Origin of the sequence: Streptomyces sp. CC224B, assembly GCF_030010595.1 — a bacterium.
Classification (GTDB): domain Bacteria; phylum Actinomycetota; class Actinomycetes; order Streptomycetales; family Streptomycetaceae; genus Streptomyces; species Streptomyces longispororuber.
The window spans coordinates 134,191-150,117 of record NZ_JASCXL010000003.1 but is presented as its reverse complement, the minus strand read 5'-3'; the positions used below and the strand labels follow the sequence as shown (position 1 = coordinate 150,117).

The following is a 15,927-nucleotide window of genomic DNA, read 5'->3' as shown; positions in this document are numbered from 1 at the left end:
GTGCCGGCCCTCAGCCCTTGAAGCCCTTGAACCGCACGTTCTTGATGGCCTGCCGGAAACCGGGTTCGCGGTACTGCTCGGCCGCGACCCTCGGCACCTCCGTCACCCAGAGGAGCACGTACCGCGTCTTCACCTTGGCGTCCGCCCTCAGCTTCAGGGTGGAGCCGGTCGTGGTGCCCTTGCCGAGCTTCTTCATGGAGCCGACGGAGCCGGTGGGCGACATCGAATCGGACGCGTACAGCTCGATCGAGGTGCGGTCGCCGCTGTAGAGGAGCTCGATCTCCGCGTCGGAGATCTCCTTCGTCGACCCCAGGTCGTAGACGATGCCGGCGCCGGGCTGGTACGGGGCGAGGCGCGGCCCGTCCTGGTACGTCGAGGTGCGCCAGAGCGAGGAGCCGTTCTCGTAGGACTTCTTGAACGCACCACCCATGCCGCTCGCCAGGGAGTTCGCGACCTGAAGCGGCTTGCCGGGCCTGGACCTGTTCTTGTCGCCGCCTTCGGACGTCCGCGTCGTCCCCGAGTCCCCCGACTTCCCGTCGCGGTCCATCAGGGCGTCCGCGAGCTGCCAGCTACCGAGGCCGAGGGCCGCGATGAGCAGCGCGGAGACCGCCCACTTGAGCGCCTTGCCGGTGCGGCTCTGCAGCGGGGGCGGCGGCGGGATGGGCTGGGTGACGCCCGGCGGCTGCGCGGTGCGGCCGTAGGAGCCCTGCTGGAAGGACGTGCGCTGGTATTCGGGCGGAGCCGTGAAGGCCGGCTCCGGGGGGCGGACGCGGGGCATCTCGCCGATGGCCTTCACCAGGTCGTCCGGGGTGGCGCAGGCGGGCTCCTGGCGGGACGCGGTCGCGCCGTCGTTGACCAGCGCGCGCATGCAGAGCTCGGACAGACCGCGGTGCACACCGGCGCGGACCTGGTCCGGCGGGATCAGGCCGACGTCCTTGGGCAGCCCGGACAGGCCGTGCGCGTCGTTCTCGTACGGCCAGCGCTGGGTCAGGGCGGCGTACAGGAGGGCGCCGACGGCTTCCGTGTCGGTGCGCTGGGGCGACTCGGAGCTGATGCCGCGCAGCGCCGCGTTCACGGCGAGGCCGCGGATGCGGTACTGCCCGGAGGACGTGCGCAGGACCGCCCCGGGCGTCAGACGAAGGTGGGAGAGCCCTTCGCGGTGGGCGGCCGCCATGGCCTGGGCGACCTGGTGGACGAGCTGGTAGGCGTCATGGGCCTCCAGCGGACCGGAGGCGAGGAGGGTGGTCAGCTCCGTGGCGTCCGGAAGCCATTCGTGTACGACGTAGACGAGGTCGTTCTCCTCGACCGCGTCCAGGACCTGCACGAAGCGCGGGTCGCCGAGGAGCGCGGCGGACCGGGCCGCGGCGAGGACCGAGCGGGCGCGGGGGTGGTCGGCGGGCAGCACGTGCACGCCCACCGCCCGGCGGAGCTTCTCGTCCACCGCGCGCCAACTGCTGAAACCGTCCAGACGGGTGACGCACTCCTCAAGGCGATAGCGCCTGGCGAGTTTGTGCCCGCTGTGCAGTTCGGGGGGTGTGGTCGCCCCGGTCGGGGTCGAGCGCCCCTTCTTCTTCACCGCGCTGTCGTCCGCCGTGTCCCGCTCCCGGGTCTGGGCCACCCCGTCGGCCGTGGCCTGCTCCGCCTTCGCGGTCAGCGGCTGCTCACCGCTGGTATCTGCCACGTCGACGGCAGCCGTGCTCCGTTCCGCCACCGTCGTTCCTGCCTCCCCATCCGTTGCGCTTCGTCAGACGCCGAAGCCAATTGTGCCCACAGTCCGCCGCTATGCACGACACGCGATGGCCGACGATGGTTGTGCGGACTGCCGTGCCTCAGCGTCCCAGGCGCCCCCGTACCGTGCCGACGAGGGAGTTGAGTTCCTGGATGCGCAGGCGCCGTGCGACGAGGAAGAAGACCCCGAAGAGGACGCCGCAGCCGGCGACCAGCGCGGCCAGCGAGCCGATGACGCCCTGTCCCATCGCCTTCGTGATCGCGTACCCGGTCGCGGCACCGAGAATCGCACCCGGCACCGAGGCGATCACGAGGCGGGCGTACGTACGCACCACGTTCGCGCCGTCCAGGTCGCCCCCCAGCCGCTTGCGCAGCCGCTGCCAGGCGACCCCCACCCCGATCGCGTAGGCGAGGCCGTACGAAGCGGCCATGCCGGCTACGGCCCAGCGGGCGGGCAGCACCACGTAGCAGAGCCCGGAGGCGGCGGCGTTGAAGGCGGCCACGATGACGGTGTTGTAGAAGGGGGTGCGGGTGTCCTCGTACGCGTAGAAGGCGCGGAGGACGACGTACTGCACGGAGTAGGGGATCAGACCGAGACCGAAGGCCATCAGCATGTAGCCCATGCGGGTGGCGCCGTTGATCCCGGACGAGCCGAACATCAGGGTGCACATCGGGATGCCGAGCGCGACGAAGCTGAAGGCGACCGGCACGATCGCGACGGCCGAGGTGCGCAGGCCCTGCGAGATGTCGTCGCGGACCGCGCCGGTGTCGCCCTCATGCGCGGAGCGCGCCAGGCGGGGCAGCAGGGCGGCCATGAGCGAGACGGTGATGATGGCCTGCGGCAGGCCCCAGATGAGCTGGGCGTTGGAGTAGGCGGAGAAGCCGGTGCCGTCCATGCCGGAGTGCTTGACCGCCGCGGTGCCCAACTGGGACACGACGATCGCGCCGGCCTGGTTGGCGAGGACGAAGAACAGCGTCCACTTGGCGAGCATGGCCGCCTTGCCGAGGCCCTGGCCCTTCCAGTCGAAGCGCAGACGCGGCTTGAACCCGGTCTCGCGCAGGTAGGGGATCATCGCGAGCGACTGGACGACGAGTCCGAGCAGGACGCCGACGCCGAGGAGGCGTACGCCGTCGTCGGGGATGTTCGTGACGCGGATGCCGGACTTCTCGGAGGTGCCGTACACCCACAGGAACATGCCGAGCGTCGCGATGATGACGACGTTGTTGAGGACCGGCGTCCACATCATCGCGCCGAACTTGCCGTGCGCGTTGAGGATCTGCCCCATGACGACGTGGAGGCCCATGAAGAAGATCGAGGGCAGGAAGTAGCGGACGAAGGTGACCCCGACCTCGTTGGCGTCCGGGTCGCTCGCGACCGGGGTGGACAGCAGGTGCACGAGGAAGGGCGCCGCGAACCAGCCGATCACGGTCAGCACGCCGAGCGCCACCATGACGAGGGTCAGGAGGCGGTTGGCGTACGCCTGGCCGCCGTCCTTGTCGTCCTTCATGGCGCGCACGAGCTGCGGCACGAAGACCGAGTTGAGGCCGCCGCCCACGGTGAGGATGTAGATCATCGTCGGCAACTGGTAGGCGACCTGGAAGGTGTCGCCGAGCAGGCCGATGCCGAGGGCCGAGACGATCATCGCGGAGCGGACGAAGCCGGTGAGCCGGGACACCATCGTGCCCGCGGCCATCACGGCGCTGGACTTCAGCAGGCTGGACGCGCGGCCGCCGGACTTCACCGGGGGCGCGGCCGGGGCGGGCGCCGGCTCCGCCGCCGCCGGAATGGCGACGGTGGGGGACTCCGCGGGCGGGCGCACGATGTCGTACTGCTGGTCGTACGCCTGGGGGTCCTGGTACGGGCCGCCCTGCGGGTCGGGGTCCTGGTAGTAGCCGCCCTGCTGCTGGTGCGCGTAGGGGGTGTTCTGGTGGTTCACGTACGGGGTGCCGCTCTGGGGGTGGTACTGGTCTTGCTGCGGATACGCGTACGGCGCACCGCCCTGCTGGTCGGCGTAGGGAGCGACGCCCTGCTGGTAGGGGTACGCGGCGCCCTGGTCGGGATAGCCGGGGGCGGCCTGCCGGCCCTCGTAGCCGCTCTGCCGCGGGTCGTGGTGCCCGGCGCCCTGCTGGCCGGGGTAGCCGGCCTGGCCCTGGTCGGGGTAGCTCCCGGGCTGGTGGGCCTCGCCGCGAGGGTCGGGGCGGTAGCCGCTGCCCAGGTGCGGGTCCTGCTCGTGCGGTGCGGCGCCGCGCGGGTCGGGGTAGCCGCCGCTCTGCTGGTCGCGGAAGAGGTGCGCGAAGGCGTCCGGCTGGTGCCGTTCCTCCCCGGCCTGGCTGACCAGGTCGTCGACCCCGACGTACTGCGTCGTACGGGGGTCGTCGCCGTACGGGAGGTGCATGGTCACGCCGTCCGGCTCCGGGGGCGGCGTCTGCGCCCACACACGGGGGTCCGGGGCGTGCGGCGACGGCGGCGGCTGGGCGTAGAGGTGCTGGGGGTCCTGGTACGTGCCGGGCGGGGGCGGGGGGTGCGCGGCGTGGTCGTAGAGCGCCTCGGTGACCGGGTCCTGGGCCGAGAGGTCCTGGGCCCGGTAGGGGTCCTGCGCGTAGGCGTCCTGGAGGTAGGCGTCGGGTGCCTGCTGGTGCGGCACCTGGCCTTCGTCATGAGGGCCTGGAGGCTGGCCTCCGGCCGCGCCGGAGCCGCCCGCGCCCTGGCCGCGCTCACCGTCGTACGGCGCGTTCATGGTTTACCCCACCTCATGGTCCGCGGGCCCACCGGCCACGACATCGCTCAACGGTCCACTCTCTCACCCGTCTGCGACGCCTCGGTGCTTTCGGGAGCGGTGTCCGGCGCCGGGTCACTCGGCTGCTCGGAATCGCCGCCGCCGGAACCGCTGCCGGGGGCGGCGCCGGACGCGGTGCCGTCGTCCCCGTCGGAGCCGCCGTCCGGGCCGGTCTCCGCCTGGAGCCGGGCCGCGCGCTTGCGCTGGGTGTACATGCGGAACCCGGCGAGGACCAGCAGCAGGACGCCGCCGGCGATGACCAGTATCACTGTGGGGGTGATCTCGGTGACGTTGACCTCGAACCGTACGGCCTCGCCGTAGGGCTGGTTGTCCTCGGTGTAGAGCTGGGCGTAGACCGGCACCCGGCCGTTGGCGTTGGCCGTGGTGGTGAACTTGACGGACTGGGTGTGACCGCCGCCCGTGATCTTGACCGGCTGCTCCTCGTAGAGGCCGTCGCCGATCTTCAGGCGGGTGGGGTTCGTCGACGTCAGCCGGAGTACGAGGTGGTCGACCCCCTGGACCAGGTTGTTCTGGACCGTCACGGGGATCGTCGCGCTGCGCCCTGACAGCTTCGCGTTGGACTTCTTGATCAGCCCGACCTGGTGCATGAGGCCGGACAGGTACTGCTGCACGCCCTCGCGGAAGCCGCGTGCCTCGCCGGGGCGGCCACGCCACGACGTGGACATCTCGCGGTCCATGGCCCGCCCGAAGGGCGTGATCACGCGGTCCGGCTCGGACAGGATCATCTTGAACCGGTCGAGCCTGTCCTTGGTGATCCGGAGCTTCTCGAACGCGGACCGGGGCATCTCCTGCTTGCGCAGCGACGCCGGGTAGGCGGCGGCCGACGGCACCTGCGTGGTGGCGGCCGGGTCCGGCTTGGCCTTCGCGGCCGCGGACAGGTCCTGCGGCTGCGACCAGCGCTCGTCGTCGAGGGTCCTGAGGGCCGTGGCCATCGCCTGGGCCTGGCTCGCGGTGGGCGTGCGCTGCGGGGCGACGACGAGGTGGCGCTGCCTGTTGTCCTGCAGCGTGACCATGAGGCTCTGGGCCAGGAACTCCTGGACGGCCAGCGTCGCGTTCTCGGACCGCGTCATGTCGCCCTGGAAGGCCGTGGACAGGCGGGCGTCGGCGACCACGGCGGTGGTGCCGCCGCCGATGGGACGGGCCGCACTGGGCGTGTAGGGCAGGCTGTTGGTCTCGCGCAGGCTGTCGCTGCGGGCGATCACCCGGCGGGCGCCCGCCGACGTGGCGACGTCGACGATCGACGGGTCGACGGCGCCCTCCGCGGGCCACGCGAAGTCGGCCGTCGCCTTGACGTGCAGGATCGAGGTGACCGCCTTGAGTCCGACCTCGGTGGCCTCCTTGAGGTGGCCGAGGGACCCGGAGACGGCCTTGCCGCTGTGGGCGAGCGAGGCGAGGTCGGGGTCGGCGAAGGGCAGCGCGACGACCTTCTTGCCCTTGACCGTCTTCTGCAGCTCGTTGAGCCACTGCTTGGCGACCGACTGGTACCGGCCCGGCACCGTCGTCCCGTCCGGCCCCTCGACGTCGTACTTCTCCGACATCGCGTCGACGGACACCAGCAGGTCCGGGTCGATCACCCAGGTTACGTCGAGCCGGCTGCCGAGCGTCACGAGCTGGGCGAGGCGGCCGCCGGGCTGGATCTCCTTGGCGAGGTCCTCGTTCTTGAAGACGGGCGTCTGCTGTTCGTCGGAGCGGGTCCGGGCCGTGAGGTGGGTGGTGGAGATCAGCGGCCACAGGTACGTGGTCTTGGTCTTGGTCTTCGTCTCCGCCGCGCCGTCCTGCCAGGGCAGGAAAGTTCGCTCGATGCCGAGGACCTGCGGGTACGGCTGGGCGGCCGTCTGGCCGGTCAGCGCCACGCCGAGCTGGTAGACGCCGTCGATGCCGAGATCGAGGGCGCTGACGGGCACCGAGACGCTGAAGCGCTGCGGGACGCCCGGGGCGAGCCTGGCGAACTTCTGGACGTACTTGCCGCCGACCTCGGTGCCGTCGGACCCCGGCTGGAACCGCTCGCGCTGCGCGGCGGCGTCGATCGCGCTCCGCCCGCCGAGGGGCGCCCCGAGACGGAGGCCGACCTGCGCCTTGGTCACCGGCTCGCGGCCTTCGTTGGTGACCGTGCCGGAGACCGTGACGGTGTCGCCCTTACGGGGAGCGCCGGGCGTCAGGGAGTCCAGGGAGACGTCGACCGTCCGGGAGCCGGTGGCCTCGGCCTTGAGGCCCGTCCGTACAACGGTGCCGGAGGTGTTCCGCACGCCTTGGGCGGAGCTTCCCGGCGCGCCCTGCCCGGCGGTCTTCGCGCCTGCCGCGGCCGTCCCCGGCACCGGCACGGCGGCGTACGCGGCGGAGTCCGCGGGCAGGTGCAGCAGACCGGCCAGCAGAGGCCCTCCGACCAGCACTGTCGCCGCCCGCCGGAACCACCGGTGGGCAGGTGAGGGGCCGGTCCCCGGGAAGTCTGCCGCCTCGGCCACGCGTTGCCCGTCCCTCGTCGTCGTCCGCTGTGTCGGTGGTTGTCGGTTGCTGCGTCCACGCATGGTAACGAGACGCGCAGGGCCTAAGTGCCGCGGACCACTCCACAAGATCGGAAGACGGTGCCGGGGCCGCTGGAAGGGCCGAGGTGAGCGCCGTGGACGGCCGGCGCGGGGGCCGCGGAAATCGAGGAAGCCGGGGCCCGCCGGGGCACGTACCCTTTTCTGTTGTGCCGAACGCCAACGAAGACAATCCCCGTGCCCTGAGCCAAGCGCAGAGCCGCGCTGTGAGCGAGCTGCTGCGCGTCTCACCCGTCGCGGACGACCTCGCCCGCCGCTTCCAGGAGGCCGGGTTCTCGCTCGCCCTGGTCGGCGGCTCGGTCCGGGACGCGCTCCTCGGCAGGCTCGGCAACGACCTGGACTTCACCACGGACGCCCGCCCCGAGGACGTACTGAAGATCGTCCGGCCGTGGGCGGACGCGGTGTGGGAGGTCGGGATCGCCTTCGGCACGGTGGGCTGCCAGAAGGACGCCCGCGTGAACGGCGCCGAGCAGCGCTTCCAGATCGAGGTGACGACCTACCGCTCGGAGGCGTACGACCGGACCTCCCGCAAGCCCGAGGTGTCCTACGGCGACTCCATCGAGGAAGACCTCGTGCGCCGCGACTTCACCGTGAACGCGATGGCCGTGGCGCTCCCGGAGAAGGAGTTCATCGACCCGCACGGCGGGCTCGACGACCTGTCGGAGCGGGTCCTGCGCACCCCCGGGACCCCTGAGGAGTCCTTCTCCGACGACCCGCTGCGGATGATGCGGGCCGCGCGGTTCGCCGCGCAGCTCGACTTCGACGTGGCTCCGGACGTCGTCGCCGCGATGACGGCGATGGCCGAGCGCATCGACATCGTGTCCGCCGAGCGCATCCGCGACGAGCTGAACAAGCTGATCCTCTCCGCGCACCCGCGCAAGGGCCTCGCCCTCCTGGTGGACACCGGCCTGGCCGCCCGCGTCCTGCCGGAGCTGCCCGCGCTGCGCCTGGAGCGCGACGAGCACCACCGCCACAAGGACGTCTACGACCACACCTTGATCGTCCTTGAGCAGGCGATGGATCTGGAGACGGACGGGCCCGACCTGACGCTGCGGCTCGCCGCGCTGCTCCACGACATCGGCAAGCCGAGGACGCGCCGCTTCGAGGAGGACGGCCGCGTCTCCTTCCACCACCACGAGGTGGTGGGCGCCAAGATGACCAAGAAGAGGATGACGGCGCTCAAGTACTCCAACGAGCTCGTCAAGGACGTCTCCCGCCTGGTGGAGCTGCACCTGCGCTTCCACGGCTACGGCACCGGCGAGTGGACGGACTCCGCCGTACGCCGCTACGTGCGCGACGCGGGCCCGCTCCTGGAGCGGCTGCACAAGCTGACCCGCTCCGACTGCACGACCCGCAACAAGCGCAAGGCCAACGCACTGTCGCGGGCGTACGACGGCCTTGAGGAGCGCATCGCGCGCCTCAAGGAGCAGGAGGAGCTGGACGCGATCCGCCCCGACCTCGACGGCAACGAGATCATGGAGGTCCTGGGCGTGGGCCCGGGCCCGGTGATCGGCAAGGCCTACAAGTTCCTGCTGGAGCTGCGCCTGGAGAACGGGCCGATGGAGCGCGACGCGGCGATCGCGGCGCTCAAGGAGTGGTGGGCCGCGGAGAGCTGACGGGCGTCTTGCGGCACAAGGGGCGGTGTTTCACGTGAAACACCGCCCCTTTCGTGCGTCAAGGGACATAGGGAGAGATGTCGCACGCGCGGCGTAGATACACCGAGGGGCCATGTTTCACGTGAAACATGGCCCCTCGGTGCCGCTCCTCGGCGCCTCGACCCACCATGGGGCGGTCGATGACTACGGCTCCAGGGCTCTAGGGCTCCAGGGCTCTACGGGCTCCAGGGCTCGATGGCCTTACGGCTTGTGCGGCCGCAGGCAGAGCGTGAAGTCGTCACCGGCGCCCGTCTCCCGGTACTCCGCGTACTTCGTGCGGTCGCAGGAGCCGCTCTCCTTCTTCTGCACGACCTTGTACTTGGCCTTCGTGTCCCCGCAGTCCACGATCTTCAGGTCGGGGTCCGTGGTGCTGTCCGGGTTGCCGATGCTCATGCAGTCCCCGACCTCGGCCGCCGCGGCCTCGTCCTGGCCGGCGACGACGGCGGCGCCCGCGAGGCCGAGGATGCCGAGGACGGCCACGCCGATGATGATGAACTTCTTCTTGCTCTTCTTGGGCGGCGCTATCGGGTCCGGGCCGCCCTGGTAGAAGGGGACGCCCTGCTGGGGGGCGCCCGGGTGCTGCGGGTAGGGCGGAGGCGTCTGGCCGTACGGGGCCGCGCCCGGGTGCTGCGGAGCGCCCGCGCCCTGCGGCTGGCCGTAGGGCTGCTGGCCCTGGGCGAACGGGTTCTGGCCCTGGGGCGGCGGAGTGGACACGGGGATCCCCCTAGAAGAAGCATGACGCTGAGACGGAAGCGCGATGGCGCGAAAAGACCTCCGTAAGCTATCCGGCTCCTGCGCGCGCGACGTAGCTCAGCGGGCCTCTGTGGCATTGATGTGACACTTACTGGGCCTCAAATCTGACCATAGCGGTAGCAACCGCTGCGTAGACCAAGGCCACGGACGCAACCAGGGCGGTCGATTCACCGTCCGGGGGCAGCATGAGGGCCGCCACGCCCGCCGCTCCGACAAAGGCGACATTGAACAACACGTCGTACAGGGAGAAGATCCGGCCGCGGAAGCCGTCGTCGGCAGTCGACTGCACGACCGTGTCCGTGGCGATCTTCGCGCCCTGAGTGGTGAACCCGATGACGAAGGCGGCCACGAGAACCGGGACCGGAGCGAACGGCAGCAGGAGGACGGGGCCGAGCACCGCGGCGGCGGCCGCGCAGACCGCCATCCAGCCGCGGGCGCCGAAGCGGCCGACCGCCCACGGCGTCACCGCGGCGGCGACGAAGAAGCCGGTGCCGGAGGCCCCGACGGCGACCCCGAGCAGCGCGAGCCCGTCGGCCCCGCCCGGCTCCCCCGACGACCACGCGTACCGGCACAGCATCAGCACCATCACCGTCAGGGCGCCGAAGCAGAACCGCATCAGGGTCATCGACACCAGGGCGTGGGCGGCGGGGCGCCGGGCCGCGAGATGGCGTACCCCCGCGAGCAGGCCGCGCGCGGTGCCCGCGAGCGCTGCCGCGAGACGGGGGCGCACCAGCTCCCTGTCGGGCCCGAGCAGTCCGCGGGCCATGCGCAGGGCGGCGAGCGCGGAGCACAGGTACAGCGCGGCGCCGAGGAGGACGACGGCCGCGTCCGAGTCGGCCACGACGACGCGGACGACGAAGGCGAGGCCGCCGCCCGCGGTCGCCGCCAGCGTCCCGGCGGTCGGCGACAGCGCGTTGGCCATGACGAGGCGATCGGTGTCGACGACGCGCGGCAGGGCCGCGGAGAGCCCCGCGAGCACGAAGCGGTTGACGGCGGTGACGCACAGCGCGGAGGCGTAGAAGAGCCAGTCCGGCGCGCCGCTGAACATCAGGACGGCCGTCAGGGATGCCAGCGCGGCCCGCAGCACGTTGCCGTGGACGAGGACCTGGCGCCGCCGCCAGCGGTCGAGCAGCACGCCGGCGAAGGGGCCGACGAGCGAGTACGGGAGCAGCAGCACCGCCATCGCCGACGCGATCGCCGCGGGCGAGGTCTGCTTCTCCGGCGAGAAGACCACGTACGTGGCGAGCGCGACCTGGTAGACGCCGTCCGCCCCCTGAGACAGCAACCGCACGGCCAGCAGCCGCCGGAAGTCGCGGAAGCGCAGCAGAACGCGCAGGTCACCGACGACAGCCATGGGGGACAGCCTCACATACGGCGAGGGTCCCCGGACGCGTTCGTCCGGGGACCCCTACTCACCGCGGGGTGGGTGCGCTCAGCGCTCGACCTCGCCCTTGATGAACTTCTCGACGTTGTCAAAGGCCTCGTCGTCGAAGTACTGGACCGGCGGGGACTTCATGAAGTACGAGGACGCCGACAGGATCGGGCCGCCGATGCCGCGGTCCTTGGCGATCTTCGCGGCGCGCAGGGCGTCGATGATGACACCGGCCGAGTTCGGGGAGTCCCAGACCTCGAGCTTGTACTCCAGGTTCAGCGGGACGTCGCCGAAGGCGCGGCCCTCGAGGCGGACGTACGCCCACTTGCGGTCGTCGAGCCACGCGACGTAGTCCGACGGGCCGATGTGGACGTTCTTCTCGCCCAGCTCGCGGTCGGGGATCTGCGAGGTGACGGCCTGCGTCTTCGAGACCTTCTTCGACTCGAGGCGGTCGCGCTCCAGCATGTTCTTGAAGTCCATGTTGCCGCCGACGTTGAGCTGCATCGTGCGCTCGAGGCGGACACCGCGGTCCTCGAACAGCTTCGCCATGACGCGGTGCGTGATGGTGGCGCCGACCTGCGACTTGATGTCGTCACCGACGATCGGGACGCCGGCCTCGGTGAACTTGTCCGCCCACTCCTTGGTGCCGGCGATGAAGACCGGGAGGGCGTTGACGAAGGCGACCTTGGCGTCGATGGCGCACTGGGCGTAGAACTTCGCCGCGTCCTCGGAACCGACGGGCAGGTAGCAGACGAGGACGTCGACCTGCTTGTCCTTGAGGACCTGGACGACGTCGACGGGGGCCTCGGCGGACTCCTCGATGGTCTCGCGGTAGTACTTGCCGAGACCGTCGAGGGTGTGGCCGCGCTGGACCTGCACGCCCGTGTGGGGCACGTCGCAGATCTTGATGGTGTTGTTCTCGCTGGCACCGATGGCGTCCGCGAGGTCGAGACCGACCTTCTTCGCGTCGACGTCGAAGGCGGCCACGAACTCGACGTCCTTGACGTGGTAGTCGCCGAACTGGACGTGCATCAGGCCCGGGACCTTGGTGTCCGGGTCGGCGTCCTTGTAGTACTCGACGCCCTGGACCAGCGAGGCGGCGCAGTTGCCCACGCCGACGATGGCTACGCGAACCGAACCCATTCCGGTTGCTCCCTGTGTGATCTCGGTATTCCGGATGACACCCCGCGGAGTGCGGGGCGTCACTTGGCGGTGTCGTCGGACGTATCCGGCGGCGGGTTGTCCCCCCGCCGCCGGGGCAGGACGTCCGACTCCCCAGATGTGCTGTTCTGCTGTGCGGAGCTCGCGGGGCCGGACCGCTGGTCGCGCCCCGCGCGCTCGCTCTCGATGAGCTCGTTCAGCCAGCGCACTTCGCGCTCCACGGACTCCATCCCGTGGCGCTGCAGCTCAAGGGTGTAGTCGTCGAGGCGCTCCCTGGTGCGGGCCAGGGAGGCGCGCATCTTCTCGAGGCGTTCCTCCAGGCGGCTGCGGCGCCCTTCGAGCACCCGCATCCGCACGTCCCGCGAGGTCTGCCCGAAGAAGGCGAAGCGGGCGGCGAAGTGCTCGTCCTCGTACGCGTCGGGGCCGGTCTGCGAGAGCAGTTCCTCGAAGTGTTCCTTACCTTCCGCGGTCAGCCGGTAGACGATCTTGGCGCGGCGTCCGGAGAGCGGAGTCATGGCCTCCGCGGAGGCCGTGCCCGTCTCCTCGATCAACCAGCCGTTGGCGACCAGGGTCTTCAGGCAGGGGTACAGCGACCCGTAGCTGAAGGCGCGGAACACACCCAGCGATGTGTTGAGCCGTTTGCGCAGCTCATAGCCGTGCATCGGGGACTCGCGGAGCAAGCCGAGGACCGCGAACTCGAGGATGCCGGAGCGCCTGCTCATGGTCTCCTCCCGTCTGTCCTGGTCTGCCTGCCGCGGCCCTTATGCCGAGCTGATGTATCGACTCGATACATCACGACGATAGGACGGCGTGCCTGCTGCGACAAGAGGGGGAACGGTGAACGGCGTCACATCACCGATTCGTAGGATGTAACTTGCCTGATTTGGGGTGAACTTCGGTCCTAAGAGGGTTTTGACGGTGCGTAGTCTGTGCGCCATGCATACCGCCGGGAACCACGTGACGCGGGGTGGCGTCACCGTCCCCGGTGCCGTGCGGGCGAGTTCCGGAATGAACTCTTCCGCGCATCGGGGGGACCGGAAACCAGCTGCCGTTTCCAGGTGCGGACCACCGCGCCTGCCCGAGGAGTAATCGTTCGATGAGCGAGCACCGTCGCAAACCGCCGCAGGGTGGCGGACGTGCAGCGGCCAGGCGAGGTGCGTCCGGCACGCCGTCCGGCCGCCGCGCAGCACCACGTGACGCCACTGGATCGCCGTCCTCGCCGCACGCGCCCGCGCCGTACGGGGCCGGGGCGTCCGAGGGTGGCGGGCGGCCCTACGGGGGTCGTGCCGAGGCCAGGCGCGCCGCCCGCAACGGGTCCGTGGGCGGTGGTCGGCGCCGGCCACCGGTGGACGGCGGCGGGGGACGCGGCCGAGGGCGCGCCCACCCGGCCAAGAAGCGCTTCATCGACTACCCGCGCGCGGGCCGGAGCGGAGCGCGGCGCTGGATCCCGTCGTGGCGGCTGGTCACCAGCCTGGTCATCGGCTTCTTCGGCAGCCTCCTGGCGGTCGCGGGCATCGCGTACGCCCTCGTGGAGGTGCCGAACGTCGCCGACGCGGCCAAGGCCCAGAACAACGTCTACTACTGGGCCGACGGCTCGCAGATGGTCGCGACCGGCGGTGAGACCAACCGCCAGATCATCAAGTACGAGGACATCCCCGAGGCGATGCGCAACGCCGTCATCTCGGCGGAGAACAAGACGTTCGAGAAGGACAAGGGCGTCGACCCGATGGGCATCGCCCGTGCCATGGTCAACATGGCCAAGGGCGGTCAGACCCAGGGCGGCTCGACCATCACGCAGCAGTACGTGAAGAACGCCCGCCTGGACGACCAGTCGCAGACGTTCAGCCGGAAGTTCAAAGAGCTCTTCATCTCCATAAAGGTCGGCCGGACCGTCCCCAAGGAAGACATCATGGCGGGGTACCTCAACACCGCCTACTACGGTCGCAACGCCTACGGCATCCAGGCCGCCGCGCGCGCCTACTTCGGCAAGGACGCCCAGGACCTGGACCCCAGCCAGTGCGCCCTGCTCGCGACGGTGCTCAAGGGCGCCACGTACTACGACCCGGCGGGCTACCCGGAGATCGACCCCGCGGCGAACCAGAAGGCAAACACGGAGCGGGCCAAGAAGCGCTGGGCGTGGATCCTCGACGAGGAGGTCAAGGACGGCCGTATGGAGGCGTCCGAACGGGAGAAGTACACCGAGTTCCCGAAGCTGGAGAACCCCCGTTCGAACGTCAAGCTGAGCGGTCAGATCGGTTACCTCGTCTCGCTCGCCAAGGCGTACGTCATCAACAACACCAACATCACCAGCCAGCAGCTGGAGCAGGGCGGCTACGAGATCCACACGACCTTCGACAAGAAGAAGGTCGCGAAGCTCGAGAAGGCCGTGCAGAAGGTCCGCAAGGAGAACATCAAGCCCAAGCTGCGCCCCGAGAAGGACACCCACGTCCAGTTCGGCGGTGCCTCGGTGAATCCGAAGACCGGCGCGATCGAGGCGATCTACGGCGGTGAGGACGCCACCAAGCACTTCACCAACAACGCCGACACGACCGGTGCCCAGGTCGGCTCCACGTACAAGCCCTTCGTGCTGGCGGCGGCCTTCAAGAACGGCATCCGCGACAAGACCGGCCCGGCGGAGCAGAGCGACGCCCAGCGCATCATCATCAACCCGAAGAGCCTGTACAGCGGCAAGAACAAACTCAAGATCAAGAACTACGACGGCACGGTCTGGACCGACAAGGACGGCAAGGAGTGGCTGCAGGCCAACGACGGCCAGCAGTCCTACAACCCGCCCTCCTACCGGATCGACCTGCGGGAGGCGATGCGGGAGTCGGTCAACTCGGCCTACGTCCAGCTCGGCATGGACGTCGGGCTCGACAAGGTGAAGGCCGCCGCCATAGACGCGGGCCTCAAGGACGACAACTCCATGGCAGGCGCCACGTACCCGTCGTTCTCCCTCGGCACCTCCTCGCCGAGCGCCATCCGCATGGCGGGCGCCTACGCCACCTTCGCGGCCAGCGGCAAGCAGAACGACCCGTTCTCGGTGACGGAGATCGAGGAGAAGGGCGACACGGTCTACCGGCACCCCACCAAGACCAAGGCCGCCTTCTCCCCCGAGGTCGCGAACAACGTCACGGACGTCCTGCGGACCGTGGTGGACGAGGGCACGGGCAAGTCGGCACGGCTGCCGGGCCGCCAGGTGGCGGGCAAGACCGGTACGACCGACGGCAACAAGTCCGCCTGGTTCGTCGGCTACACCCCGCAGTTGTCCACGGCGATCAGCATGTACCGGATGGACGACGACGAGTCCAACAAGAAGCGCCAGTTCCTGGAGATGTTCGGCACGGGCGGGCAGCAGAAGATCCACGGTGCGTCGTTCCCCGCGGAGATCTGGCACGACTACATGTCCCAGGCGCTCAAGGGTGAGCCCGTGCTGACGTTCCCGACGCCTGAGCCCATCGGCAAGATCGTCGGCCAGCCCGTCATCCCCAAGCCGACGCAGACGGAGGAGGAGCCGGAGCCGAGCACGACTCCGACGACGCCCACCCCCACGAAGAGCCCCTCCAAGACGCCCACCCCGTCGGACTCCCCCGACCCGACCGAGACCTGCAAGGAGTCGGACCCCGGCTGTGGGGACGACGACGGCGGCGTCACGGACGGCGGGAACGACAACGGTGGCGCCATCGGTGAACCGGGCGGTGAGACATCACCACCCGCGGGTGATGCCAACGGTGGCAACGGAAACGGCAACAACAACGGTGGCAACGGGCACAACGACAACGGGGGAGGCATCTTCGCCGGGCCAACCGGTGGAGAAGACGACTGACGCCGTCCGCGTGTGTTTCACGTGAAACAAGGCCGCCGCACCTGACGGGTGCGGCGGCCTTGCCCGTGTCTGAGCCTCCAGGCGGCTCTGTAGC

Annotated in this window: 9 protein-coding genes; 2 read left to right on the top strand and 7 right to left on the bottom strand. The window is 70.2% G+C overall.

The window, feature by feature from the left end:
- Positions 1-10 precede the first annotated feature (10 nt).
- The 3 genes from QK440_RS02570 to QK440_RS02560 form a co-directional block, all read right to left on the bottom strand.
- Entirely contained in the window at positions 11-1,711 is a 1,701-nt protein-coding gene (locus tag QK440_RS02570) for a protein kinase family protein (RefSeq protein ID WP_282791257.1), read from the bottom strand.
- Positions 1,712-1,829: 118 nt separating this feature from the next.
- Entirely contained in the window at positions 1,830-4,466 is a 2,637-nt protein-coding gene (gene murJ / locus QK440_RS02565; protein WP_282791256.1) for a murein biosynthesis integral membrane protein MurJ, read from the bottom strand.
- 47 nt (positions 4,467-4,513) lie between these two features.
- Positions 4,514-6,988 (bottom strand): DUF6049 family protein, encoded by a 2,475-nt coding sequence (locus QK440_RS02560; protein WP_282791255.1) that lies wholly within the window; start codon positions 6,986-6,988, stop codon positions 4,514-4,516.
- A 227-nt stretch (positions 6,989-7,215) separates the two neighbouring features.
- Here QK440_RS02560 and QK440_RS02555 point away from each other — a divergent pair, with 227 nt between their 5' ends.
- Positions 7,216-8,682, top strand: coding sequence for a CCA tRNA nucleotidyltransferase (locus QK440_RS02555; RefSeq protein ID WP_282791254.1), 1,467 nt, complete (start codon positions 7,216-7,218; stop codon positions 8,680-8,682).
- Between the two features lie 240 nt (positions 8,683-8,922).
- Here the strand turns inward: QK440_RS02555 and QK440_RS02550 are convergent, their stop codons facing one another.
- The 4 genes from QK440_RS02550 to QK440_RS02535 form a co-directional block, all read right to left on the bottom strand.
- Positions 8,923-9,435 carry a hypothetical protein gene (locus QK440_RS02550; protein WP_282791253.1) on the bottom strand — a complete coding sequence of 171 codons (513 nt, stop codon included), beginning with the start codon at positions 9,433-9,435 and terminating at the stop codon, positions 8,923-8,925.
- A gap of 127 nt (positions 9,436-9,562) precedes the next feature.
- On the bottom strand, positions 9,563-10,828 hold the full coding sequence (locus QK440_RS02545; protein WP_282791252.1) for an MFS transporter: 1,266 nt from the start codon (positions 10,826-10,828) through the stop codon (positions 9,563-9,565).
- Positions 10,829-10,906: 78 nt separating this feature from the next.
- Positions 10,907-11,989 (bottom strand): inositol-3-phosphate synthase, encoded by a 1,083-nt coding sequence (locus tag QK440_RS02540; protein WP_282791251.1) that lies wholly within the window; start codon positions 11,987-11,989, stop codon positions 10,907-10,909.
- A 59-nt stretch (positions 11,990-12,048) separates the two neighbouring features.
- Positions 12,049-12,729 (bottom strand): helix-turn-helix transcriptional regulator, encoded by a 681-nt coding sequence (locus QK440_RS02535; protein ID WP_282791250.1) that lies wholly within the window; start codon positions 12,727-12,729, stop codon positions 12,049-12,051.
- A gap of 374 nt (positions 12,730-13,103) precedes the next feature.
- Here QK440_RS02535 and QK440_RS02530 point away from each other — a divergent pair, with 374 nt between their 5' ends.
- Positions 13,104-15,833 carry a transglycosylase domain-containing protein gene (locus QK440_RS02530; RefSeq protein WP_282791249.1) on the top strand — a complete coding sequence of 910 codons (2,730 nt, stop codon included), beginning with the start codon at positions 13,104-13,106 and terminating at the stop codon, positions 15,831-15,833.
- Positions 15,834-15,927: the final 94 nt, after the last annotated feature.

Excerpts from the sequence above, each read along its gene's own strand:
- QK440_RS02530 (WP_282791249.1), top strand. The coding sequence starts at position 13,104 with ATGAGCGAGCACCGTCGCAAACCGCCGCAGGGTGGCGGACGTGCAGCG.
- QK440_RS02540 (WP_282791251.1), bottom strand. The coding sequence starts at position 11,989 with ATGGGTTCGGTTCGCGTAGCCATCGTCGGCGTGGGCAACTGCGCCGCC.
- QK440_RS02535 (WP_282791250.1), bottom strand. The coding sequence starts at position 12,729 with ATGAGCAGGCGCTCCGGCATCCTCGAGTTCGCGGTCCTCGGCTTGCTC.
- QK440_RS02545 (WP_282791252.1), bottom strand. The coding sequence starts at position 10,828 with ATGGCTGTCGTCGGTGACCTGCGCGTTCTGCTGCGCTTCCGCGACTTC.
- murJ (WP_282791256.1), bottom strand. The coding sequence starts at position 4,466 with ATGAACGCGCCGTACGACGGTGAGCGCGGCCAGGGCGCGGGCGGCTCC.